At 59.1% G+C, this 25,026-nt stretch carries 20 protein-coding genes; 6 read left to right on the forward strand and 14 right to left on the reverse strand.

The genetic code is table 11. The features are described 5' to 3' along the window. Positions 1-22 precede the first annotated feature (22 nt). The 5 genes from NZK35_RS00275 to NZK35_RS00295 all read right to left on the reverse strand — a co-directional run bounded on the left by NZK35_RS00275 (position 23) and on the right by NZK35_RS00295 (position 8,266). Entirely contained in the window at positions 23-2,200 is a 2,178-nt protein-coding gene (locus NZK35_RS00275) for an efflux RND transporter permease subunit (protein WP_259630600.1), read from the reverse strand. Position 2,201: 1 nt separating this feature from the next. Further along, positions 2,202-2,975 carry an alpha/beta fold hydrolase gene (locus NZK35_RS00280; protein WP_259630601.1) on the reverse strand — a complete coding sequence of 258 codons (774 nt, stop codon included), beginning with the start codon at positions 2,973-2,975 and terminating at the stop codon, positions 2,202-2,204. Between the two features lie 495 nt (positions 2,976-3,470). Next, positions 3,471-6,596: an efflux RND transporter permease subunit gene (locus tag NZK35_RS00285; RefSeq protein WP_259630602.1), complete on the reverse strand. Its 3,126-nt coding sequence runs from the start codon at positions 6,594-6,596 to the stop codon at positions 3,471-3,473. A gap of 52 nt (positions 6,597-6,648) precedes the next feature. Next, entirely contained in the window at positions 6,649-7,947 is a 1,299-nt protein-coding gene (locus NZK35_RS00290; RefSeq protein WP_259630603.1) for an efflux RND transporter periplasmic adaptor subunit, read from the reverse strand. Between the two features lie 70 nt (positions 7,948-8,017). Continuing rightward, a complete protein-coding gene (locus tag NZK35_RS00295; protein ID WP_259630604.1) occupies positions 8,018-8,266 on the reverse strand; it encodes a DUF6868 family protein in 249 nt (82 codons plus the stop codon). 100 nt (positions 8,267-8,366) lie between these two features. Here NZK35_RS00295 and NZK35_RS00300 point away from each other — a divergent pair, with 100 nt between their 5' ends. Then, positions 8,367-9,071 carry a potassium channel family protein gene (locus NZK35_RS00300; RefSeq protein ID WP_259630605.1) on the forward strand — a complete coding sequence of 235 codons (705 nt, stop codon included), beginning with the start codon at positions 8,367-8,369 and terminating at the stop codon, positions 9,069-9,071. 13 nt (positions 9,072-9,084) lie between these two features. On the opposite strand, the gene NZK35_RS00305 is transcribed toward NZK35_RS00300, so the two are convergent. Together NZK35_RS00305 and NZK35_RS00310 are read right to left on the reverse strand one after the other, a co-directional pair. Then, complete coding sequence (locus NZK35_RS00305) at positions 9,085-10,023, reverse strand: SHD1 domain-containing protein (RefSeq protein WP_259630606.1); 939 nt, start codon at positions 10,021-10,023, stop codon at positions 9,085-9,087. 83 nt (positions 10,024-10,106) lie between these two features. After that, a complete protein-coding gene (locus tag NZK35_RS00310) occupies positions 10,107-10,793 on the reverse strand; it encodes an RNA polymerase sigma factor (protein ID WP_259630607.1) in 687 nt (228 codons plus the stop codon). 128 nt (positions 10,794-10,921) lie between these two features. On the opposite strand from NZK35_RS00310, the gene NZK35_RS00315 reads away from it, so the two are divergent. After that, entirely contained in the window at positions 10,922-11,491 is a 570-nt protein-coding gene (locus tag NZK35_RS00315; RefSeq protein ID WP_259630608.1) for a sigma-70 family RNA polymerase sigma factor, read from the forward strand. Next, positions 11,488-13,221, forward strand: coding sequence for a serine/threonine-protein kinase (locus tag NZK35_RS00320; RefSeq protein WP_259630609.1), 1,734 nt, complete (start codon positions 11,488-11,490; stop codon positions 13,219-13,221). The genes NZK35_RS00315 and NZK35_RS00320 overlap by 4 nt, the downstream gene beginning before the upstream one ends. A gap of 332 nt (positions 13,222-13,553) precedes the next feature. On the opposite strand, the gene NZK35_RS00325 is transcribed toward NZK35_RS00320, so the two are convergent. Next, a complete protein-coding gene (locus NZK35_RS00325; RefSeq protein ID WP_259630610.1) occupies positions 13,554-15,209 on the reverse strand; it encodes an alpha/beta hydrolase in 1,656 nt (551 codons plus the stop codon). Between the two features lie 126 nt (positions 15,210-15,335). Next, the gene (locus NZK35_RS00330) at positions 15,336-15,800 is read right to left on the reverse strand and encodes a Fur family transcriptional regulator (protein WP_259630611.1); all 465 of its coding nucleotides are present in this window, start codon (positions 15,798-15,800) and stop codon (positions 15,336-15,338) included. Positions 15,801-15,968: 168 nt separating this feature from the next. On the opposite strand from NZK35_RS00330, the gene NZK35_RS00335 reads away from it, so the two are divergent. Next, on the forward strand, positions 15,969-16,913 hold the full coding sequence (locus NZK35_RS00335) for a ZIP family metal transporter (RefSeq protein WP_259630612.1): 945 nt from the start codon (positions 15,969-15,971) through the stop codon (positions 16,911-16,913). Between the two features lie 70 nt (positions 16,914-16,983). Here the strand turns inward: NZK35_RS00335 and hemW are convergent, their stop codons facing one another. Further along, positions 16,984-18,129: a radical SAM family heme chaperone HemW gene (gene hemW, locus NZK35_RS00340; protein ID WP_259630613.1), complete on the reverse strand. Its 1,146-nt coding sequence runs from the start codon at positions 18,127-18,129 to the stop codon at positions 16,984-16,986. Positions 18,130-18,298: 169 nt separating this feature from the next. Further along, entirely contained in the window at positions 18,299-19,957 is a 1,659-nt protein-coding gene (locus NZK35_RS00345) for a hypothetical protein (RefSeq protein ID WP_259630614.1), read from the reverse strand. A gap of 105 nt (positions 19,958-20,062) precedes the next feature. On the opposite strand from NZK35_RS00345, the gene NZK35_RS00350 reads away from it, so the two are divergent. Then, positions 20,063-20,539, forward strand: a complete 477-nt coding sequence (locus tag NZK35_RS00350; RefSeq protein WP_259630615.1) for a thiol-disulfide oxidoreductase DCC family protein — start codon at positions 20,063-20,065, stop codon at positions 20,537-20,539. A gap of 233 nt (positions 20,540-20,772) precedes the next feature. Here NZK35_RS00350 and NZK35_RS00355 read toward each other — a convergent pair whose 3' ends face one another. From NZK35_RS00355 to NZK35_RS00365, 3 genes are all read right to left on the reverse strand, one after another. Then, entirely contained in the window at positions 20,773-21,576 is an 804-nt protein-coding gene (locus tag NZK35_RS00355; RefSeq protein ID WP_261364502.1) for a phosphoribosylformylglycinamidine synthase subunit PurQ, read from the reverse strand. Positions 21,577-21,689: 113 nt separating this feature from the next. Beyond that, positions 21,690-23,105, reverse strand: a complete 1,416-nt coding sequence (locus tag NZK35_RS00360; protein ID WP_259630617.1) for a sporulation protein — start codon at positions 23,103-23,105, stop codon at positions 21,690-21,692. Further along, entirely contained in the window at positions 23,080-23,856 is a 777-nt protein-coding gene (locus tag NZK35_RS00365) for a hypothetical protein (protein WP_259630618.1), read from the reverse strand. Before NZK35_RS00365 ends, NZK35_RS00360 begins: the two co-directional genes overlap by 26 nt. Positions 23,857-23,976: 120 nt before the next feature. Between NZK35_RS00365 and NZK35_RS00370 the strand changes: the two genes are divergently transcribed. Continuing rightward, positions 23,977-24,738, forward strand: coding sequence for a VTT domain-containing protein (locus NZK35_RS00370; RefSeq protein ID WP_259630619.1), 762 nt, complete (start codon positions 23,977-23,979; stop codon positions 24,736-24,738). Positions 24,739-25,026 lie beyond the last annotated feature (288 nt).

Consider the following 25,026-nt stretch of genomic DNA (forward strand, 5'->3'; position numbering starts at 1 on the left):
AGCGAGCGGAACTGAAATCGCACTAACGCTTTTTCTCGAAACATCGGCCCAGCGGTCCGACCAAGATCGCCGGCAGCAGCACCAGGTCGCCGAGGAGCGCCGAGGCGAGCAAGAAGACCATCAACCAGGCGAAGTGCAGGATCGGCACAAACGTGCTGAGCGCGAACACGATCAACCCACACGAACAGATCAGCGTCGTGTGCACCATCGCACCCGAGCATCGCGAAAACGCGCTCTCGATCGCCTGTCGGCGCGACAGCCCTTGGTCGAGACCGCGGCGGAACCAAGTCAGCAGGTGGACGGTGTCATCGACCGCAATCCCAAGTGCCGCACTTGCCGTCATCACCGAGCCGATCTGGACGGGGATGTTCATCCACTCGATGCCGCCGAATACGATCACGGCGGGAAAGATATTCGGAAACATCACTAAGCAGGTTGCCCAAATGTTTCGCAGCACCACCAGCAACACGACCGCGATGACGGCGAAGGCGACCAGGAAACTGCGAAACAAATCCAACAGCAATTGACGTTGGGCTTTGTAGATCAGCGGGATCACACCGGTGAAGGTGCCTTGGACGTTCTCTTCGGCCAGCAGGGGTGCAACCGCTGCCCTGATTTGTTCGACAAAGATCCCGTAGTCCAAATCGCCGATGGCGTTGGCACGCACTGAAATCCGCCAAAGAGATTGGTCTTCGCCGTCGCTCAAGTACTTCGTCTCGATCAGACGTTGTTTGGTTTGCTGACCGTTGATCACCTTGCGTTGCACGATGTCACGAACGCTGTGTCCCGAGGGAAGTCGTGGAGACAGATTGAAAGCCGACAGGGTCGCCACCGGCTCGTCGAGCGATTGAATTTTGCTCTGTACCCTGGCCACCAATTTGATCTGCTCGACGCGATCACGAGGATCGTCGTTGTCAAAATGGACCGCGACCTCCAGCGGCACCATCGGACCGATGCGTGCTTCCAACCAACGGTAATCGGCGATCGCATCGCTGCTGGGGAGAAAGCGGTCTTGCAGTTTGACCGTTGATTGGATCGATGGAATGCGTGAGGCGCACAACAGCATCAAGGCGAAGCAAGCCAATGCAAAGAACGCGTGGTGATTGAGGATCGCATCGATAAACGCGTTGCCTTTCTTGGATGAATTGTCGGCCGATGGACGATCCGATTCGGTTTCGGGCTTGGGGGGAAACAGAAACAGCGCCGAGGGGAGCAATAGAAACAGGACGATCACGCTGGCCACAACACCGAGCGCGGAATAGAAGCCGAAACTCTGGATCGGCTCGATCTTGCTGAGCATCAACGAGACCAGGCCGATTCCCGTGGTGATCGCGGCCAGCGAACAGGGCAACCAACCCTGGCTGATGGCCCGGATCGCTGGGGGAACCGGGGACGCTGCCCCACGCGCCGCATCGCGGTAGTAGTTTGCCAAATGCACCGCCGAAGAGATCGTCAACACGTAGATCAACGGAGGCAGCATTGTCATCAACAGATTCATCTTGCCGCCGCTAAAGTACAGGATCGCCAGCGCTACTGTGGTGCTGTAGACCGCGACCAGTAGGACCGAAATCGCGAGTCGAATACTGCGCATCCGCAGCGTCGCGACCAAAAAGGAAACCAGCGCGGAGAGCCCGGCCAGGCCGAACAACAGTTTCCGACTTTCGGCATCGATCATCGCGGCATCCACCGTCGGACCGGCCAGTTTCAATTCGGCGGCCGGCAACTGACAAACGTCCCAAGCCAGGGTTTCGATTTCCTGCACCGCCGCACTGCGATTTGCTTGACCGGCGACGGAGGTGGTCAGCACCAGGCAGGTCGTTGTGTCTTGGGCGCCGATCAGGATGCGTCGCAGACGATTGATTGCCGCGGTGCGCGAAAAATTCTGCGGCGGCGACATCAATTCCTCGATCGCGTTCTGGCCGGTCCGCACGCGATCAAAGAATGCCGTCTTCAGCAGCGATTGGGAAAGTTGCCCGACACGCGGGTCGTCCAGATCGCAACCCGGCCAGCTGACGACGGCGAATTCGTCCGTGCCGAAGTGACTTTGAAACCAGTCGTAGGTGTCCGTTTCGGCAAAGGATCGCGGCAGCCATTGCCGGGGATCGTTCGACGTGCTCTGGAGCGCCCGGAGTGCCCCGTAGCCGATCAGCGGAAACGAAATCACAGCCAACAAAACGATCGCGATGGCGTATCGCGTCATTTCAGTCAGCAAAGCAGGTCGGAAGAAATTCATCCAGCAGTTCGGCGAACGCTTCGGGTTGTTCCCAGTTCGGCGCGTGCCCACAGTCTTGGATGAATTGCAGCTTTGATCCTTTGATCCGCCGCTGGAACTCGCGACCGGTCTCCGGCGGCGTGATCGAGTCTTCCTGGCCCCAGATGATCATCGTCGGCAGATCCAACTTGGTCAGCTCTTTTTCGACCGATCGGTCGCGGGTGGCGCGGGAGACTCGCAAGACGAATCGGACATAGTCGCGATCTTGGATCGAGGAATGCCAATCGTCGACCAGTTCATTGGTCACCAGTTCCTGCTTGTGAACGATGCCGCAAACGGTTTTCTTGACGAATTCACGCGAAGGTTTCGGCCGCATGCCGCCGATCGGGTTCTTTTCGAATAACCCGGCGCTGCCGGCAAGCACCAGACCCTTGGCGAAGTCTCTTCGGCGGGCGCAGAGGTCGATCGCCACCAATCCGCCCAGGGAATTGCCGCAGATCACAAAGGGATCAATTTGAAGCGTTTTGACGAGATCGGCGACCTGATCGCTCAAGTCGGCGATCGCGTTGATCCCGTGCTGGCGACGGCCGGGTTGGGGGTCGACCGGCAACTGGGGGGCGATCACGCGGTAGCGATCGGCCAGCCGCTCCATCACCTGGCGCCAATGTTCGGGCGTTCCAAATAAGCCGTGCAAGAACAGCACGGTTTCGTCCCCTGTACCCATCTCAACAATCCCGGCAGGGTCGATCCTGGCAGTGGTCATTGATTTAGAAGGAGATGAGCGATTGAGTAGCACAGACAATGCAATCCTTGACGTTGAAGCGAATCCTTTGGGATATCGTTCAATCGCCGGGGAGACGTGAACGGGCGCTTCCTGCGGCGGGCATTTTAGCTGCAATCATGATGTTGGTCGAATCCGTTTTTTCAGTGGGACTGGAAATTTTATCCCCAGAGTCCCCAAAGTCCTGCCCGAGCCAGTTGAATGTGGTGATTCTTTCGCAATCGGTTGGTCGATTTCGTCGATCGTTTCCCGGGCACTACGATCCTGTCAGACGCGACGCGTCAGCGAGGGCCGCCGTGTGGCCCCCGTGCGAAGGCTTGCGTGCTTCATTCGGAAAACGCACTGGGTGGTGAACGGGCACAACACCTAATTAGCCGGTCAAGCTCACCCACTTGCGGGGCGGCGTCGCGGCCTCGAGCTCTGCAGGTTCTTTCGTATCCATTCGTGTGACGACAATAGATTTTGTCGTGCAAAACTTCACTTTGCCCCAGATTCCCGGTGGGTTGATCCGGCCAATCGGGACAAGGAGCGAAACACGACGAAAAAGGTGGGGACCAGCAAGAGGGCGAAGAACGTGGCGGCCATCATCCCGCCGACCACGGCAGTGCCAACGGCGCGTCGACTCGCCGCCCCGGCACCCGACGCGACCAGCAGCGGCATAAAACCCAGGATCGACGAGAAGGCGGTCATCAAGATCGCGCGAAATCGCAACGCGGCTGCGGTGGCGGCCGCCTCGCGAATTTCCATGCCTTCACGCTCTTTCTCACTGGCGAATTCCACGATCAAAATCGCATTTTTACTCGCCAACGCCACCAAGAGCACGATCCCGATTTGAGTGTAAGTGTTGTTGTCACCACCACTTAGGATGATCGCCAGGACGACGCCCAGGGCGGCCAGCGGGACGACCGCGATCACCGCCGCGGGACTCGTCCAACTCTCGTACTGTGCCGCCAGGACGAGGAATACAAACACAAAAGCGAGCAAGAACACGATGTACTGGCCTCCCGAGGCGGCTTTTTCCTGAAAAGACATCCCGGTCCATTCGGTGCTGAATGAATCGGGAAGCCGCCGCCGGGCGATTTGTTCCATCAACTCCAGTGCCTGCCCGGAACTGACTCCCGGGGCCGCGGCACCGTTGACCGCCGCACTCGGATACAAGTTGTAGCGGCGGACCACGTCCGGGCCGAAGTCATCGCGCACCGTCGCAATCGCGCTCAGTGGCACCATCCGGCCCTCCGTATCCCGGACGTCCAGTCGACCGATGTCGTCGGGCGATTGCCGAAAATCCGACTCCGCCTGAACGCGGACTTGGTACGAACGGTTGTTGTACGTGAAGTCGTTGACGTAGGCCGACCCCAGTGATGCTTGAAGCGTGGAAAAAACGTTGCCCAGTGGAACGTTCATCGTTTTAGCTTTCGTGCGATCGACCTCGACAAACAGTTGCGGCACATTGGCTCGAAACGAAGTGTTCATCGAAGCCAAGCTCGATTGTTCGGAGGCGGCCGCAACCAGATCTTCCGTCGTCGCTTGCAACTCGCCAAAGCCGTTGCCGCCCCGGTCTTGCACCTCCATTTGGAAACCGCCCGACATGCCGAGCCCGTCGATCGGTGGCGGTGTAAAGGAGAACAGGACGGCGCGTTGCTCCTCGGCAAAATATTGTCTCAATTTCGCTTGGATCCCCGCCACGCTCGTTTCGACGGTTTGACGCTGTTCCCAGGGGTCCAGAACGAGAACGGAAAATCCGACGTTGGACCCTCCGTTTCCGCCCAGCAGCGAATACCCGGTCACGGACAACCAACCCTGAACGCCCGGCACGTTGGCGTAGACAGCATCCATGCCGTCGACGACAGCCTGCGTCCGTTGCTTGCTCGCCGCATCGGGCAGTTGGAGATTGACGAACACGACGCCCTGGTCTTCATCGGGCACAAATCCCGTCGGCAATCGGGTGAACGTCCAACCGGTGATGACGACCAAGCCGACGAACAACACGCTGACCAAGCCGACGACACGAACCATTCTTGCGACCACGGCACCGTAAACTTTGGTGACGCGATCAAAGACGGTGTTGAACACTCGAAATCCGATGAACGTCGACTCCGTCGAGGGCCGCAAAAAGATTCCGCACAACGCCGGGCTGAGTGTCAAAGCGTTGACGGTACTGATCAGAACCGCAGCCGAGATCGTTAATGCGAATTGCCGAAACAACTCGCCGGTGATTCCTTCCATGAACGCGCACGGGACGAAGACCGCCAGCAACACCAATGTTGTCGCGATCACGGGACCGGTGATCTCGCTCATCGCTTTGACCGCCGCTTCCTTGGATGACAATCCATTCTGAACATGCCGTGACGTATTTTCCACGACGACAATCGCGTCGTCGACGACAATGCCGATGGCCAACACGATTCCAAACAGCGAGAGCATGTTGAGCGAAAAACCGATGCCGTTCATCACCGCAAACGTCCCGATCAGAGAAACGGGGATCGCAGCGACGGGCACGATCGTCGCCCGCCAGTCCTGGAGAAAAATAAAGATTACGACGACCACCAACACGACCGCCAGAAACAGCGTGCTGTAGACTTCGTTGATCGAGGCGGTCACAAAACCGGTCGCGTCGTAGGCGATCGTGTACTCGACACCCTGGGGCCAATTTGCGGCGCTGCGCATCGTTTTGAGTTTCGATGCAATCGCGTCCGCCGTCTGTAGCGCGTTGGCCCCCGGCAATTGGTAGATCGCCAGTACGGCGGCACCTTCGCCGGTGTAACTTCCGGCCAACGAATACCGCTCCGCGCCCAACTCAACCCGTGCCAAGTCGCCAACCCTCAAGACTTGCCCGTCCGCACCGGTGCGAATAATGATGTCTTCAAATTCGTCCACCCCGGCCAGGCGACCGCGGGTATTGATGGACAATTGAAAGGGGGTTCCTGAGGGAGCGGGCGGCGCTCCGATCTGCCCGGCTGCGACTTCAACGTTTTGTTCACGAATCGCGTCGACGACGTCTTGGGTCGTCAATTCACGCTGCTTCAGCTTTCTCGGATCCAACCAGATCCGCATGCTGTAATCTCCGTCGCCGAACGTTTGGACATCTCCAACGCCTTTGATGCGACTGATCTCGTCCCGCAGGTCGAGCGTGTAATTACTCAAGAAGAGTCCGTCGACCGACTTGTCGGGCGATGTCAACGCGATGAACTGCAGCGTTTGCGTGGACCGTTTCTTCGTCGTGATGCCCTGAGAACGGACTTCTTGCGGCAGACTCGCCTCGGCCGTTCCGACCAGGTTCTGCACCAGCACCGAAGCGGTATCCAGGTCCGTTCCCAACTCGAACGTCACCGTCAGCGTGTACGTCCCGTCGTTCGTGCTGGTCGATGACATGTAGATCATGCCTTCGACACCGTTGACCGCTTGCTCGATGGGGGTCGCGACGGTTTCGGCGATTGTCTTCGCGTTTGCCCCGGGATAGACCGCCGACACCTGAACCGTGGGCGGCGAGATGGGTGGGAATTTCTCAACCGGCAGCGCGCCGAATGACACCAAGCCCGCGATCACGATCACGATCGAAATGACCGTCGCAAAAATGGGGCGATAGATAAAGAAACGTGACATGGAGTTGGACTGAAGGAGTAGCTGGGATCGGGGGATGGTGACGCGAACGCGTCTATTCGTTCGGCGACTCGTCGGTCGTAGAACCGCTGGCGGTCAGCGACGCTTGCAAGATCGGACTCCCTTCGGTACTCAACTCAATTTCCGTCGGTGCAACCTCGCTACCGGGGCGGGCCCGCTGCAATCCCTCCAACACAAAACTTTCGCCCCGGTCCAGACCTTCTTCGACCAAGACCCAGCCGTCCAGTCGCTGACCCAAGACAACCTCGCGCCGCTCGACGCGATTGTCTTCGCCGACGACCAGCACGAATTGGCCCATTGGACTTCGTGCGACGGCACGTTCAGGAATCAGCAGAGCGGATTCGATCGTCTGGATCGGCAACCGGATCATCACAAACATACCCGGCAGCAGTTGTCGATCGGCATTGTCAAACACGGCGCGCAAGGAGAACGTTCCGGTCGATTGTTCGATCCCCTCTTGATCCACGTAGTTCAATCGTCCCGTCAGAAATTCTTTCTTCGTCGTGTCCCGCTGAAGATAGACGGCAATCTTCGACCACTCTTGCGGTGTATTGCGTCTGTCTTGGTCGATCGGCATGTTGTCCATCAGTTCGAGCAATTGCTGGTCGCTGAGGCTGAAATTGGCGAAGATCTCTCGCTGATCGACGACCGTCGCCAGGGGCGTCCCGACTTGCACCAGGTTGCCGAGTTTGACTTCTGTTTTCGTCACCCGTCCCTCGATCGGGGCGCGCACCGTGGTGTACTCCAGATCCAGCTCGGCCTGGGCGAGCTCGGCGTCGGCTTGCAACTGTTTCGCCTTTTCCGCTTCGACGTTGGCCGCCGCGGCCTGCCGCTGTGCCAGTGCCGAATCGCGAGCCGCTTCGGCGGCATCCAGTGCCGACTGCGATCCCGCATTGGAATCGAACAGCCGCTTCTCGCGGTCATACTGACTGGTGACGTTTTTGACTTCCGCTTCTGCCGTCGCTTGTGCGGCCTCGGCGACAGCCACCGCCGCCTTGGCGGCTTCAACCGCCGCCGCCGCGGATTTTTGGATCGCGCGATACGTATCCGGTTCAATCTTGTAAAGCTCGTCGCCGGTTTGGACACGTTGCCCCGGTTCAAACAGGATTTCTTGAACAAATCCGCTCACCCGCGATCGGACCTCTGCGGCTTCAACCGGTTCGGTCTGGCCATTTTGTTCCAGGAACAGCGTCAAAGACTGCTGGATCGGCTTGGCCGTCGTCACAGTCGGTGGCGGAGGCGGGACATAGTCATTGCTCGCGCCGGAGCATCCCGAGAGCAAGCCACAGCCGACCATCAGCAAGCCCACTGCATAAAACCGATGTTGAGTCATTGTCTTGAAGGAGAGGGAGGAGTACGGAACGTTGGTAGAGGGGGGGGGCGGGGCAGCGTTTCCGCTCTTGTCAGTGAATCGCGATCCGCAGTGCGAGGTACGGTACCAGATTGAAAACCAGCACGAGCAGCTTGTAATTCGCCAAGTAGCGAAAGTACTCCCGTCGAAGGTCATGACGTTCCAAATGAAACCATTTTTGGTGCAGCCGCCCCACGGCTCCTCCGCAACCTGCAATCATTGCTGTGCTGAGCGTCAGTATGCCTAAATTGATGAGCGTGCACCAACCGAGTGCCGAAAGCACTACTTCCCACGATGTCATGATGGTTCCCCACTTGTTTTTTTGATCACGAGCCGGCTTGGATGGGACCTCACGATGCACCGACCTGATCGTGCACCTTTCGCCCTTTGAACGAATGACGATGCCCGACCCACTGCCCGATTCCCAAACCAATCATCGCCGACTCGGCCATCTGGAACTACTGATCGCATTGATCTCGATGGTCGTCTTGCAGAGTTTTCTTTCGTCGGACAACCGATGGCAGCGGGTTACACTCAACGTGATGTTCTTAATTGTAGTGTTTTCGTCGATGAGATCATTGTCGGCGTCAAAATTTAGAATGTGGGCAACGGTCGTGTTGGGGGGCGTCGCGTATGGACTGTCGTGGATTGATGAGCTACAGACATCGAGACTGGTGACCGGCACCGTCCACGCGTGCTTTATCACGGTATTTGGGTTGCTGATCAGCGCGCTGGCCGCAAATGTGTTTTGCGACGGACCGGTCGACGCAAATCGAATCCTCGGTGCGATATCGATCTACTTTCTGATCAGTCTCGCCTGGGCCTTCATTTACGCATTGATCGAATTGTGTCTCCCCGGTTCCTTTCGCTTTCCGTCCAAGGCAGTGGCCGACGAAGCCCATCCTGGTTTTGTGGGCGAATTCGTTTACTTCAGCAACGTCACGTTGACCACGCTCGGTTATGGAGACATGGTTCCGCTTTCGCCACCGGCTCGCATGTTTGCGTCGCTCCAGGCCATGGCCGGCCAGCTGTACGTCGCGATAGTGATCGCCCGTTTGGTCGGGCTTCAGATTTCGCAAACGGCGGATCAGGCGAACACTTCGTGAGCCCGCAGAGGCGTTATCGGCTGACCTTGCGAATCGGTCCGACGGTGAATCCGGGGTACTGCTGAAGCGCGTTGAACCTCGCTTGTTGACTGTTGCGTCCGGGGACGACGACCCAAGTCGGTGCCGCCATGTTTCCGTTGTTGGGGTACAGCGTGACTTCCCAAAAACTGGTCAGCCCTGCCGTGACGGAATTCATCGCCAGGTTGGCAACCGCGATCTCGCGATTGATCGCGCGCTGGTGTTGCATCGCGGCGGCCATCGATTGCAAGCGAAACGACTCGTCATTCTTGGCTTCGTAATCCTCTTGCCCGGCATCACCGTGGGCCGCGAGCCATTCATCCCAACCGGCCTTCAAGATCTTCAAGCTTTCGTTGCTGAACAAGAAGAATGGCACGGTGTATTCGTTTCCGTCCTTGAGTTCGATCACGACTCCCTCGATATCAAAAACCCGCGGCTCCCCTTTTTGCTTGACGAGCCAAGCGTCGAACTTTCGGTCATCGACGTCTTGGAGCCCTTCAAGATGCTCCAAACTTTTTCGCACGATCACCTGGTAGACCGGTGGAAGCGACTTGTATTGCCGATCGTTGACCCATGATTTTGCGCGGCGTCGCTGCACGGTGACGTTCATTTTCGCGTAGTCGACGATCCGGCCGACCAGCCGATAGCCGTCTTTCATCGTCCACGCTTGTTCCTGGTCCAAGTTCGCCTCGGAGAGCTGCGATGCTTCTTCGCTCTGCAGGTATTTCTTGTCGGCGTCCGAGAGTGCGTCGATCGCGAACATGCCCATCTCTCCGTCGGCCCTCTGGACGACGACGTGTTCATGATTGAACGCGAACAGTTCCGCATCGATTGTGTAGACACCCGTCTTGTCGGTCCAGATTCGAGCGTGCGCGGCGACGGTGAATCCACTGCAGACGAGGGCGAGGGCGAGCAGACGAGAAACGGCATGCATGGCAGATTTTCCCAAAAAGTGAACAGCGAGGGGCCTCTAAACTAGTTTGTCGACGGCTGGGACGTAAGTGTCCAATCGGCCCTTCACCTCGGCCGCCGACTTTCACCCCCCTCCGGAACCCTGGAATCCGCCTGCACCAACGCGGGGACATTGGGGCGCCGTGCCTGGCCGGCGGGTATGCCGGAGACCGAATCCAGGTGGGCCAGTTCATCGCGAAGTCGCTCACGGGCCCTGGAAAGACGGCTGCGGACGGTCCCCAGGGGAATCTCCATGATCTCCGCGATTTCCCGGTACGAACGCTCTTCGAACTCGCGAAGCAACAGAATCTTCCGGTGACGCAGTTCGATCTCGCCGAGCGCCCTGCGTAGCATCGCGACGTGCTCCTGCCGCTCCAGCGGCACGTGCGGTTGCGACGACTCCGGTGCCGAGGTGCTCGACTCCGCCCCGCAGACTTCCAGGCTGATTTCGTCTCGACACGAGCGTGAGCGGCTCACGCTCGTGTTCCAGGCGATTCGGTAAATCCAAGTGTAAAGTTGGCTCTTATGCTGAAAACCCGACAGATGCTGAAATGCTTTGATAAACGTCTCCTGGACGATGTCTTCGGCATCATGCCGACTTCCGGTGTGCACCAGCATGCTCGTGAACAACCGATCTTGATAGCGATTGACGAACTCGCCAAACGCTCGCTGCTCTCCCCGCAACATCCGCTGCACCAAATTGCGGTCTCCTCGACCGTCGTCCCGATGGCGTTTCTTGACTTGGGTTATCATGGTGAAGACTGCGCTCAGAGGGCTCGGGAAATGAACTCGGGCACTGTTGGTGCCGACACTGACGCGGCGCCACCGACCACCATCCGCAGCGGAATTTGGGATTTTTTTTGCAATCCGAGGAAAGAGACTTGGAACCCATTTCGACCAGCGACCTGGTCAATCAGGCGGTTTCCGGCGACCGGGCCGCTGCCGATCAATTGATCCAACAGGTCTATCAAAAGCTGCGTGACCTGGCGGGGGAACTGCTGCGGCATGAGTCTCCGGCCCACACCCTGCAGCCGACGGCCCTGGTCAACGAGGCCTACATGCGGATGGTGGATCAGAATCGAGTCGACTGGAAAGGGGCGACTCACTTCTATGCCGTCAGTGCAAGAATGATGCGACGCATCTTGGTCGATCACGCGCGAGGTAAGAAACGCGATAAACGTGGCGGCGGCATGGACCGAATCCGGCTCAGCGATGATCTTTGCGTGACCAAACGCAACGACGAAGATGTCCTGGCGGTCGACGACGCCATCAAGAAATTGGCAGCACTGCAACCGCGGCAAGCCCAGATTGTGGAACTGCGTTTCTTTGGCGGTTTATCTGTCGCCCAGGTCGCCGAAACATTGAGCGTTTCGAAGCGAACCGTCGAAGCCGATTGGACCTTCTTGCGGGCTTGGCTGCGTCGCGAGTTGTCGGGATCAAACATCGCATGAGTCCGGACGATTTTCAAAACGCGCAGCAGCTTTTTCTTCAGGCCATCAAGCAACCGGCGGGGCAACGTGAAGACTTCGTGCGCCGGCACAGCCGGTCCGATGCAGTGCGTGACGAAGCTCTCTCGTTGCTGAACTTCCATGACAACGAAACGCTGCTGCCGGACACTGCGGTTTGCGTGGATAGTCTGCCGCGAAACATCGACGAAACGGTTCAGCTGCAAAGCGGTCAGGGATCTGCCGGGAAGGGGCCGGCCAGCGAGCGTTCGGGAAGTTCGCCGTCGGTTATCGGGTTGCTGGACATCGAACCGTCGGACGCTCTGTCTCAACGATTCGCCCGATCGACGAACCAGCTTTTGCGTCATCGCCTGATTGCGGCAACCTACGTCCTCAGCGCCATGTTGGTGTTCGTCACGATCGTCTCGGCCGCAATCGGCGAATTGCATTGGGTGCGTTTGGTTGTCCGCTGCATCACACTGAGTTTTCTGGGCAGTTGTTGTTGGTACCTGAAGAAGCATTTGATTGTCCCGCGACGAGTGCTGCGTCGTCTGGAACTGGTGATCATTGCCACACCGCTTGTTGAACTGAGCTTGATCCAGTGGTTCGAATCAACGGACATGCTTGCACAAGGCGACGCGATCCAGATCGAAGAGTTTCGAGCGATCGCGTTTACCGCCGCTTCGATTTACATCGCCGTTTATGGCATGTTTATTCCGTCCAATTGGCGGCGGACGGCAGTCGTGACCGGCCTGATCGCGCTGCTGCCCACGGCGGTCTCTGTCGCGCATCAAGTCGTTTATACGTATCCGCCAGGCGTCCAGTGGATGAACTTCTTGAATCCCACCCTGATCCTGGCGATGGCATTTGCCGCGACCGTCGGTTCGGGAATCGTGCATCGCGTTCGCCGCGAAGCGGAATCGGCAAAGTACTACGGACAGTACCAGCTGATCGAAGAAATCGGTCGCGGCGGCATGGGCGTTGTCTATCTCGGTAAACACCAGATGCTCAAGCGACCGGCCGCGATCAAGCTGATCCGTGGAGAAGCCGCCGGTAGCCCTGATGCAATTGCTCGGTTCGAAAAAGAAGTCCAGGCGACCGCAACGTTGTCGCACTGGAATACAGTGCAAATCTACGACTATGGCATCACCGATTCGCACGACTTTTATTGTGTCATGGAATACCTCCGCGGCATGACCTTGCAACAGAGGCTGATTCAACGTCAGACGCTTGATCTCAAGCCAACGATGGACATCGCGATTCAACTGTGCGATGGATTGCAAGAGGCCCATCGCAAGGGGCTGGTGCATCGGGACATCAAGCCGGCGAACATTTTTCTGGCTGAAGTCGGCGGGTTTCCCGATGTCGTCAAGCTGTTGGACTTTGGGCTCGTCGTTACCAAGGCCGAAACCGCCGGCGAAAACGCAGCCGTCGTCGGCGGCACGCCCGCGTACATGTCGCCCGAACAGATCCGTGGCGATTCCCTAGACGGTCGCAGTGACATCTATGCGATCGGTTGCGTGTTGATGGAGTGCCTGACGGGCGATCCTCCCTTTCAAGCGTTCCAGGTCTCGCAGCTGGTCGCCGACCATCTTTTTCGGGTACCCGATCTCACGCCACTGGCCCAAATCGATTTCGCACTGCCCAGGCTGTTGGAGAAGTGTTTGGCAAAAAAAGCCGAAGATCGATTTGCCGATGTCGGCCAGTTGCGCGACGCTTGCCACCAATGGGCCTAGGTAAAAAAGGATTCGGCAACCGTTGGTGTTTAGCCTTGAGGCGACTCCTTGTCGCTGCTGCACAGCGGCCCAGGGCGGCTCAAGCCCAATACNNAGATGAGGGCCCGTAGGCTCGCGCCAAACGGCTGATATTCGTTTGACATCAGCCGGTTCGCGCCAGCGTCCGGGCCCCCTCATTCATGTTAACTTAGCGGCATTGGGCTAAAGCCTGCACAGCGACCCAGGGCGGCGAAAGCCTGCACACCAACATTGATGCCCGTGCCATTCGTACCGGACGCCTTTTCCGCTCGTTCAATGCAGCCCGAAAACTTAGCGTTGACAAAACAGGAGCACTAGGGCTTGGGCGTCTCGCGGGATTCGAACATTGCCTTCAGTGCTTCCGTTTTTTCATCCGACCAGTCCGGCGGCTGAGTCACCGCGATCCAAGCGTCGATGTAGCTGGACGGGGAATAGTTGTGCCCGTAGCCCAACGGCACGGCAGTCGCAACCGGTAAGTCAAAGGCGACTTGCAAGAACGTGGTCAGCGGATACCAACGCAGATGCGGCGACACGTCCGGGCCGCGCTGGTCGCCGAGCCAATCGGGTCGATTCCATGCCAGGTCGGGGGAAAACCAGACCATCGGATCACTGGCGTACTGCACATAGACGCAGCGCATTGGGCCCCACGGTTCGCCGCGATTGAGCGCGTTTCGCTGCCCCGTGAATCTCAAGATTCGGCTGTCACGAAACTCGGGAAGCCAGGCCGGGGTTCCTTCGTTTCGGTTTTGAACGATCTGCTTCCAATTCTGACTGGGAAAGGGGGGGCCGCTCCAAACTGCACCGTCGATCGGGTCTTCGAAGATGGTGAACAGGTCCGCCGAGACTTCGGACCCCAGAGAGCCGAGGCTGAGTCCTTGCAGGTAGAGTTGCGGACGCGAATCCTTTGGAAGTGTTTTCCAATGAGTATAGACTGCCTCGAATAATGCTTCGGCGGATTCGATCGAACGACGCGGGTCGACCAGGATCGTGATCCAACTGGGTAAATAGGAGTATTGAGTGCTGACGATGGCCGAATCACCGCCGTGCAGATACTCCAGCGTGTCAACCGCAGACGGATCCAGCCAGCCCGTCCCCGTGGGCGTTGCGACGATCAACACCGAGCGTTGGAAACCGCCGACCCGCTTGAGTTCCTCAAGCGCCAGTTCCGCGCGCTCCTGTGCCGTGGGCCGCGAACGCATCCCGACGTAGACCCGGATCGGTCGCATCGCTTCACGCTGCGTGAAGGAAGCAATCTCTGCCTGCGTCGGACCATCGTTGAGAAAGAGTTTTCCCTGGCGACCGATCGTTTCCCATGTCACCGGTGATGATTCGCTGCCGGTCAACCTGGGGTCTGTCGGTTTGTCGGTGTCGTCGTCGACCAGCTGGTCCAGGTTCAAGAAAAAATGATCCGCCGAACGCAAGAGTCCCGTCGCGATGACATCATTGGTCAGGAATAAGACCAACAGGACGGCCATCGCAAAACCGATCGCGTGGGCAACCCGCCGTGGCATCAGGCGCTGTAGTTTGCCAGAAATGAAATGGCCACATTGCAAAAACAATCGCCCGCCGGCGATCAGGATCGCGGCGAACAAGACCGCGATCAGTGCCACGCGGTACGGATAGGCTGTTTCCAGTCGCGGCATCTCCATCAGTTCGCGAATCGAATTCTGCCAGTACGTCATCCGCCACACAAATCCGACGCTGACCACGGCGACCGCGGCGACGGTCAAACGCTTGGCGAGACGCTGTGTCGTTCCGGTCGGCTCACGCAATTCGAAAAAACGATAAACCGTCAGCAAGCCGATGCCGACGCCGTAGCCGATCGCAAGCGAAAATCCCGAGAGGATTCCCTGGACCCAGTAATGTCTCGGTAGCAACGACGGCGTCACCGACACGGCAAAAAACAATGTCGCAACGATCAACCCGACGAAGGAAAATGAATCCCAGTAGTTTGCGATTCGCTGCTTCATGATTCGGTGTTCACCCAATTCTTTTTCATTACCAAGCGATCAGGGCCGTTGAAGAGTGGCTTCCTATCCATGGGCCATGGCCTGCAATCCAACGGTTTGCTTTCGACAGGATACCGTGTTTCTGATTCAGCCTGTGGTGCGGCCGGGACATTCCCCTGATGCCGGGGTGTCGGAGCAACCGTTGCAGTGACCGCGCAGCAGGATCTCGGTGATCTCGCCGATCTTCGCGCTCTGTCGCAGACTGCCCGCGGTCAACTTGACGTCGTCCAAACAGGAAACCGTGCCGCAATCGACGCACAAAAAGTGGGGGTGGCCGGTGTCGTCTTGAGACTCGCCGCGGACCGCTTCGAATCGCCAGACGTGGTCGCCGAGCTCGGTCCGACGCAGCAATCCGACTTCGGCCAAGTCATTGAGATTTCGGAACGCCGTCGCCCGGTCGATGCCCCTGTCGGCGAGCCGCTGGGACACTTCGGCATGCGTCAGCGGCGACGTCGACTCGCGCAGCAACAACAGCGTCGCAAGGCGAGCCGGTGTAGCGCGCAGCCCGCATCGACGGATTTCGTCCTTGACGGGATCATTCGGTGCAGTCATCGCTTTGATTTCTTTTGTTCGGCAGGCTAACGATGCCAACAGGACGCTGTCCGGCTAGATCGTAGCCATTTGCAATTCGGTTGCAAGTGCACTCCCGTTACCCATAGGCGAAGCCGACCGGTTGACGTACCATTTCGGCGGTCAGCCCCTTTCTCTGTTGCTCCAGCCATGTCGCCTGTTTCACTCCTGTTTGTCTATTGCGTGTTCATCTTCGTCGCCTCCAACACGGGTGGACGGCTGTCTGATCTGATCCGCATGACGCACCTCCGGACGCAGCTCTTGATGAGCGCTGTCGGCGGGCTGATGCTCGGCATCGCGATGCTGCATCTGCTGCCGCACGCCGGCGAGATCCTGGGATCGTCTTCCATGACCGGGATGGGGGCGCTGCTCGGTCTGATCTCGATGTTCTTGCTGATCCGGCTGTTTCACACGCACGATCACGGCACCCGCGAACCGAACTTTGGAAACGGTGCAGACGGCCAGCCCGGTGGGACCGACGGTCCGCCGGGCGCGCAGGCGGGCGAACACGAGCATCATTGTGACGGCCATCACGACCACGACCACGGTCACGACCACTCGGCCAAGCCGAAACGATTCGGCTGGGCCGGTGTCTTTTTCGGCCTGGCGCTGCACACGCTGATCGACGGCGTCGCGTTGGCCAGCAGCGTGATCGCCGATGCGTCTCACGGTTCCTGGATGGGGCTGGCGGGCATCGGAACCTTCTTGGTGATCGCGCTCCACATCCCGCTCGATTCCTTTGCGATCACGTCGGTGATGAGCAAACAGGGTTGGTCGTCGGCCGCGCAGCGACTGGTCAGCATGCTGTTTTCGCTGGCCTGCCCGCTGGGAGCATTTTTGATGTACCTGGGGGCAACGACGATTCTTGAGGGCACCGGGATTCTGGGCTGGGGCTTGGCGATCTCGGCCGGTTTCTTCATCTGCATTGCGCTGGCGGATCTGTTACCCGAAGTGGCCTTTCACGACCATGACCGCGTCAAGTTGACGATCGCGTTGTTGTTGGGTGTCGTCGTCGCAATCGGCATCGAAAACCTGCCCGGCCACGACCACGACCACAGCCCCGACGGCGCCGCCGAACACGATCATCATTTTTAAACGTGGGGTGAGCTTCCAGCTTGCCGTCTCGTTTCACTCGTGAAACGCAAGCTGGAAGCTTACGCCACTTTTAGCCTAGCAGTTCGGAAGCGACGGTGTCGGCGAAGTGGATGCCTCGCGGGGTCAATTTGATGTGTCGGCCGGATCGATCAATCAAACCTTGTGATTGAAGTTCGCCCAGTTGCGGTGCGCAGAGGATTTCGATAGCGATGCCGGTCCGTGTTTCCAGCTCCGAAAGGTCGACCCCGTCGATCATGCGGACGCCGAACGCGGCGCCTTCGCGCGCGGCCTCGACCGCGGAGATCGTTTCGGATTCCGCGATCGCGCTGTCGCCAGATTCGATCCGTTTTAAATAGGTCGTGGTGCTGCGATGGTTGGTGGCCCGCACGCCGTCGATGAAGGCTGCGGCACCGGGGCCGGCGGCGAACCAGCCATCGCCCCGCCAGTACGCCAGGTTATGCCTGCAACGAAAGCCCGGTTTCGCGAAGTTGGAGATTTCATAGTGTGCCAAACCTGCCTCGGCTAACAGGCGGCGGCTCAGGTCATACATCGTGATCTCGACCGATTCGTCGACTGCGGACAACTCACCGCGCCGCCGGCGGGTCCAGAACGATGTGCCTTTCTCGTACGTGAGCGAGTACGTCGAGAGATGCGTGATCGGAAGGGCCGCGGCGGTGCGAAGGTCCCGCGCCCAGTTGGAGATCGTTTCACCCGGTGCGGCAAAGATCAGGTCGATAGAGACATTGGGGATTCTTTCCGCGACCCGCTGAACGATCAACTCGGCCGACTGCCCCGAGTGACTTCGTTCCAGCACCGCCAGCTTGCGATCGTTGAAGGATTGAACGCCCAGGCTTAAGCGATTGACGCCAAATCCGGACATCATCGATAGCTTTTCGTCGCTGATGTCCTCCGGATTCGCTTCCATCGTCCATTCAAATCCCTCGGCGAATTCGAAGCGGCGACGAAGCGACTGGAGAAATATTTCGAGCAACTCGTTCGGCAGATGCGTCGGCGTCCCGCCGCCGACGAACAAGGTGTCGATGATCGGGACACCCTGTCTTTTCTCAGCGATCACTTCCAGTTCATGGTCGATCGCCACGAGGTAGCGTTGCATCAAGTCGTCGCGATCGGCGACGACACTGAAGTTGCAGTACCCGCATCGGTGCCGACAGAACGGCACATGAACATACGCGGATCGAGGAGTGGGCCAGTCCATGTGGCGTAAGCTACCAGCTTGCGAGCCGTGGCGTAAGCTTCCAGCTTGCGAACCGTGGCGTAAGCTTCCAGCTTGCGAACCGTGGCGTAAGCTTCCAGCTTGCGAGCTCCAGGATTGGCAAGCAGGATGCTTACCCCACTGCTGTCTGGCAAGCAGGATGCTTAGACCACTATTCTCCGGCCCGCAGCTTGTTGAAGTAATCCATGGCGTGCTCGCGTTCGGTGCGGGGCAATTGCTGGTTCTCCAGCGGGTCGCTTTCTTCGCTGAACGAGCTTTCGATCGCGCGTTTGACGTCTTCGCGACTGATGCCTTTGCGGTTCGGCCCGTCGGCGAAACCGGAGATCACGGCCTTGCCTTTCTTGACTTGGCCGCGGACTTGGGTCTCGTAGGTGTTGGTATCGCCTTCTTCTTCCGGACGGTCCCCTTGCCCGGCACCTTCGCCGAGTCCGTCACCGGGTTTGTCGCCTTCGCCCATGCCCATCCCCATGCCTTGGCATTGCTGGCAACCGCCGCCGCCGCAGGAGCTGCAACGCATTTGTTCTTTCGATTGCGACAGGTCGTTCATCGCGTCTTCCAGGTCTTGCAGTTCGCTCATCTCCTGCTGCATGTCGCCGAGTTGGTCGGCCATCGCATCGAGGGCGTTGGCGGCTTGTTTGGAGTCGCCGTTTTGCATCGCTTGTGCCGCTTGGCCGAGCTTGTCGGCCATCTGCTGCATTTGTTGCGATTGCTGTTTGGATTGCTGCTGCATTTCGTTGAGCTGCTGCTGCATTTTGGCGGCGTCTTCGGAACGGCCTTCGCGTTTGGCTTGTTCGATCTTTTCTTTCAATTCGTCCTGCTTGCGTTTTTGCTCGGCGATCGCTTTTTCGAGCTGGTCCTTTAACTGCTGGACTTGTTTTTGCAGCTGTTCTTTTTCCTTGTCGCTGAGCGTGCCGTCTTTCATTTTTTGGGCGAGCTTGCGCATCACTTGTTCGGCTTTTCCGAAGTCACCCTTGGCGATCGACTGGGCGGCTTCGTTGGCGGGGCCGGCTTGCAGCGAATTCATCTGCGCCATCGCCTTGCGCATCTGGTCACTCGAACCGAGTTGCTCGCGACGTTCTTCGAGTTGTTTCTTCAGATCGTTGAGCGCGATCATCGCTTCTTTTCGATCGATGTTTTTCTTTTCGGTGATCTGGTTGAGGTCTTTCTCGAGTTTTTCGAACAGGTCCTTGGCGTCTTGCAGCCCCTTGGCTTCGGCGTTGCGTTTTTGTTGCGCAATACGCTTTTTCAGTTGCAACGACGCGCGTTTGACTTGGGCGGCCACGGCCGGATCGATCTCGTTGGTGCCATCGGGGTCAATCGGTGTGGCAGGGTCGACCAGGATCAAAACCAGGACCAGGATGGGAGTGATCACGAGGGGCAGCCAGCCGAGTCGACTCGGTTGGTAGCCGAACTTTTCGGCGATCTTGATTTTGTCCGCGCGCCGATCGGCGTCGCTGATCACGGCCAAGCCGAACTCCGACTCGCGGTCTGCGGCAGACATCGAGAGCGAGCTGCTGAGCCGTTCGCTCAGCCCGAAGCGTTTGTCGACTTCCAGAGCGACGCGGTCACGACTCGGTGCGGTGGCTAGGGCGTAAATCAACGCTGCGGTGACGGCGACCACGATGGAGCCGACGATCCACGCCAAATTCCAGGTTTCCACGTCAACATCGAGTGCGCGGATGCCCGGGACCGCACAGGCGATCGTCGCCACGATGAGCGCGGCGAACAGGGCGATACAGAGGGAACGTCCGAAATTGCCTAGGATCAGGCGACGTCGAGCGTTGCGAACTTGGGATTCAATTCGGTTCATGGCGGTAGCCTGGGGTGTGTTGCGGCCTACAATCAAGTATAGGAGCCGCGGGCCGTTTGATGGCAGCGTGATTCCCCCCCCTCATACCCCTTTTTTCGCAATTTCATGGCCGATTCAGCCACCCAATCGTTCTCCACCGGTGCCGAAAACGGTTTGCCCGACCCGGCGGAGCTGCCTGATGCCGATGTGGTGATTTATGACGGGGACTGCAATTTCTGCATTTCTCAGGTCAAAAACCTGCGGCGGTTGGATTGTTGTGGCGGTCGATTGTCGTTTTTATCGCTGCATGATCCGCGGGTCGCAGAGCGGTATCCGGACCTGACGCACGATCAGCTGATGGCGCAAATGTACATCGTCGATTCCCAAGGCCGCCGACATGGGGGCGGGGACGCGGTGCGCTACCTGAGCCGGCGTTTGCCGCTGTTGTGGTTGGTCGCACCGATCTTGCACCTGCCCGGAACGGCAACTCTGTGGCGTTGGATGTACAACCAAATCGCCAAGCGGCGCTACAAGCTGGCAGGCAAGAAGTCAGGCCAAGGGACCTGCGAAAACGATGCCTGTGCGGTCCACTTCGGGGAGTAGTGGGGTAAGTATCCTGCTTGCCAGGAGGAGTGTCGATTGGATAAGTGGCGGAGTTGATCGTGGCGGAAATCGCTGAGACTTTCGCAGCGCCGGCCCTCTCTGGCGTTTACTTGCTGCGCAAACGCCGTCTCTCCCAGAGGGAGAGAATCTAAATCGGTTGCCAAATCCTGCTGCAAAAGTGTCGACGACCCGAGTGGCATCGCAAGCTGGAAGCTTACGCCACGTTTTGCCCCTTAGGCGAACCAGCTGACGGCGTTTTGGAACATGGCTAGGCCGTCGCCGGCGGCCGGCTGTTCTTTGCGACGCGTCCAATAGGGGTGTTGGGTCGGGTCGATGTGACGCTCGGGGTGCGGCATCAAGCCGAACACGCGGCCGGTCGCATCGCAGACACCCGCGACATTGGCGTCGGCGCCGTTGGGGTTGGCGGGGAAGTCCAGCGGAGTCTCTTCGACGGTGCCATCGGCATCACGGGCGTAACGCAAGCAGAGTCGTTCGGCGTCGCGCAGCTCGCCCAGCACCGTTTGATCCCGGGCGACGAATTTGCCTTCGGCATGTGCCATCGGCAGATACATGTGTTCGATGTCGCGCAGGAACACGCACTTGGTCCCGTCGGTGGCCAGATCCACCCAGCGATCCTCGAACCGACCGTGATTGTTCCAGGCCAGGGTGGCCGGTTCGTGACCGCCGGCGGCTTGGACGTTTTCGGTCAGCACGCCCAACCGCATCAGCACTTGCATTCCGTTGCAGATTCCCAGCACCAGTCGGTCGCCGTTGCCGTGGACGAACGTGTCCACCAAGTCGGCGAGGTGGTTTCGCATTCGCGTCGCAAGAATGCGGCCGGCGGCGATATCGTCACCGTAGCTAAAACCGCCGGGCAGGCAGAGGATTTGATAACGGTCCTTGAGCGTCGGATTTTCGATCAGCCGATTGACGTGAACCCGCTCGGTGGTCGCGCCGGCACGTTGAAAGGCGTACGCAGTTTCTTCGTCGCAATTGGTGCCCGGGGCACGTAACACGAGGACTCGGGGGGACGACATGTCGAAGGCTTGCGAGACGGATGGTTGGGGGGCACGATAGGCTGACGGCAGCATTGACGCGGCAAAGCGGCCTATTCCGGTGCCCGGAGTTTATTCCGTGCCGGCTTGCTTTCCTAGCGGACCAAAACCTTGATTTGCAGACGCCGGTGCTGGTGGTCCCAGCCGACGATCGTGCCGCGACAGCGCCACAGGTCGCGGCCGGCTTGTTCGAATTCGTCCGCCAATTCGTGGGGGACATACAGCACCAGCGGCAGCGGAGGATCGCTGTGGCGGGCCCAAACGGCATAACCGTCGTCGTAGACGTGCGGGTCCTCTTCGCCGCTGTAGAGCAAGCGCCGCTCGATGAAGGTGTCGATCTCAAACGTCATTCCGGTCACCGCTTCGACCAACAGATCCACCTGTTCGGCGTCGCGGCGGGCTTCCCACAGATGCGTGGCGGTTTCGGCAAAGGTGATCTCATCGTGCCGCGGCGATGCGGCGTCGGTCCCTTCGCCGGCCCCGCCGAGCGCCGCATGCGGTTCGGTCGTTTCGGGTCGCTCGATCGGTTGGCCATTGGGATGGACCAACAATTTCAGCGATTGCGTCCAGTCCGGCCAGCGTGGAATATCGACTCGCAATTCGATCGTCCAATTCAAGTCGTTGTCAGCCAGATCGAACGAATAAGGCACATCACCGGGGATCGGAAAATCAAGATTGAACTCCTTGCGGTCGCCGGCTTGCAGCGTCGACTGGCCTTCCAGTTCGTGTCGATCGGTGAAGAAGGTGTGTCGGTGCGTCGTGCGATTGCTGCCGCTGCCACTGACGCAGACCTCGGTTCCGGTCAACTCGGCGCTGATCGAATTGATCGTAAAGCGACGCTTGGGTTGGAAGGCGAGTCGGGCGCGAACGCGGTCACCGGGTGCCAACTGGGGCGTCAGCAGTTCGGCGTGGACGTTGCCCAGCAGCCACTTCGGTAGCAACTTTTTGGCGGCAAAAAAGCCGAACAGTGGGATGATAATGGCTCCGGCGACCAGACCCGCAAACGGATTGACGACAAAGGTGACGAGCAAGAAGCCGAACGCGACGACCATCAGGCCCAACACCAGAGCGACCAATCCGTATCCGATGCATCCGCTGACGGCCGTCGCCACCTGTGCGTCGGCAGGGTCGGGACCGGTGACCGGACGCATCACAAATTCCTTGGACGCTTTCGGATCAAACGCCCAGGGGATTTTGGCCCGTGCATCGATGTAGTGATCGACGTTGATGTAGTTGCCATGGTAACTGGGCGGCCAATCGGCGACCTCCAGCTCGAATCGATACGACTCGCGCTGGCCGGCGGTCCATTCACCGACAAACAGCGTGATGGATTCGGCGGTGCCCCGCGCGATGTTGCCGCGTCCATGCGTTCGCCAGCCGGAGGACACCTCCAGCCCTTTGCACTTCACGTCGGCATCTGCCAGGACGTGCAGGGTGCCGGTGATCTTGTCGCCACCTGAATAAATGCGTTCGGGGTGGTCGAGCTCAATCGATAAATCGCATTTCGCCATGGTGATTCACTTGAGACTGCACGATGTCGTAAAGGTAATTTTCGATGCCCCGCACATCGGTCCCGAACCGCCAGATCAATGCGTCGGCATCTTCGTCGCTGATGCGTGGAACGGGTTGCCGGTGATCGCGACGCGACGCCGCGATTCGCCGGTTGAGGATTTCGGCTAATTGTGCGACCGATAGCGACAGACCGATCTTCTCCGTCGTCACCATGTAACCGGCCCGTCGCAGCGCGGACGACAAGTTTTGATGGGTGGCCAGGACCAGTGTGGCGCCGCTGGCGAACACCTTGCGGCGGACCCGCCAGGGAAGCCGTTGTGCTTCATCGATCAGCAACGGTTCGCCGCTGGGAATCGTCGGGCAAGGCTGGTCCTCGGGCAAGTAGACGTAGCTGGACGAGGGGAAGGCCTTGGCGATCGCCAGCATGCGAGTCGTCTTGCCGCGGCCGCACTCGCCGATCATCTGGTAGGCGGACCGGGGGCGAAACGTGATGGGGGCGTCGCCGATCGCCGGTTCGTCGATGGTTGGTTCGCCGATCGCCGCGACAATCTCGGCGACCGGAACCACCGCCAGTTCGGCGCGTTCGCTGCGCGTCAATTCGCCGAAGGGGTTGCGGAACAGGTTGGCCGCCGGCCACCGCGAGGCGGGCTGCAGGCCGTCCGGCGGCACGAAATCGCGGTCGCCTGTGTGCACGCGAGGATGAAGATTCTGTTGCGAGGCCGATGCGGACGTTTTCGCGAACTCTGTCATTTTGCTATGATGCTCGCTGGGGCGGGCGGCTTGCTTGATGGATCAGCGGATATCTGGCGGGAATAGGGTGGGATAGGCTTCCAGCCTGTCGATGTTGCAATGACAGACACGGTCCTCTCGATGATTCCTTCTCCAAAGACCGCCGCGCTATTGCGAAGGGTTTCTCTACCCCTGGGGTTTGTTTCGTTCGGTCTGCTGCTCGTTTTTTCCGGGTATCGTTTCGACGATCTGTCTCTCTGGCTGCAATCCACCGGCAACTGGGCGCCGCTGCTGTTCATCGTCACGGGAACCTTGTTGATGACGATGATGATGCCAAAGACAATGGTGTCGCTGGCCGCGGGAGCGTTGTTCGGCACGCAAGACGGATGTCCGATCATGTTGGTGACGGCCGTCACCGCCGCCGCCCTAAACTACACGATCGGAAAGTACTGGATCGGAGCGGGCGGTGATTTTTATTCAAATCGATCCTCCCTCGGCGGGCAGCACGACGTCCGGGACGTGTCGATCGGGCCGCCGGTCAGTTGGCCGCGCGCGGCGGGACAGTTGGCGCACGATGCCGGCTTCGGCATCCACTTACTCGTTCGCCTGTCGCCCGTCCCGACCACCATCATCAGTTATTCGATGGGCGCCGCCGGCGCCCGATTCGCACCCTACGTGGCTGCGGCCGCGGTCGCGGTTGTGCCACAATTGTTGTACGTCCACGCCGCCGCGATGGCCGTGGACTCTGAACAATCGCTGCACTTCCGCTGGATCAGTTCGGTGCTGTCGCTGTCCGTCGCGACCCTCGTCAGTCTCGCCCTGCCGCCGATCGCCATACGAAGGCTAAAAGAGATTCGTGGTGCTTCGTTGACCGAGGCGTCTGGGTACGCCGATCGAACGTAACGCCTCGATCGGCCGATGATGAAGACGGACGCGCGATCGTTCAACTTTCTTGATAAACTAGGCACGACGCATTCTCCAAGCGGAAAAAGGGTCAGGCACCCATGGCACGGGCATAAGCGTTGGTGTGCAGGCTTTAGCCGCCCATTGTCGCTGCGTAGCAGCGACCGGGAATCGCCTCAAGGCCAATACCGCTAAGTTAACATGAATGAGGGGGCCCGGACGCTGGCGCGAACCGGCTGATGTCAAACGAATATCAGCCGTTTGGCGCGAGCCTACGGGCCCTCATCT

This window comes from Stieleria sedimenti, assembly GCF_025060895.1.
Taxonomy (GTDB): Bacteria; Planctomycetota; Planctomycetia; order Pirellulales; family Pirellulaceae; genus Stieleria; species Stieleria sedimenti.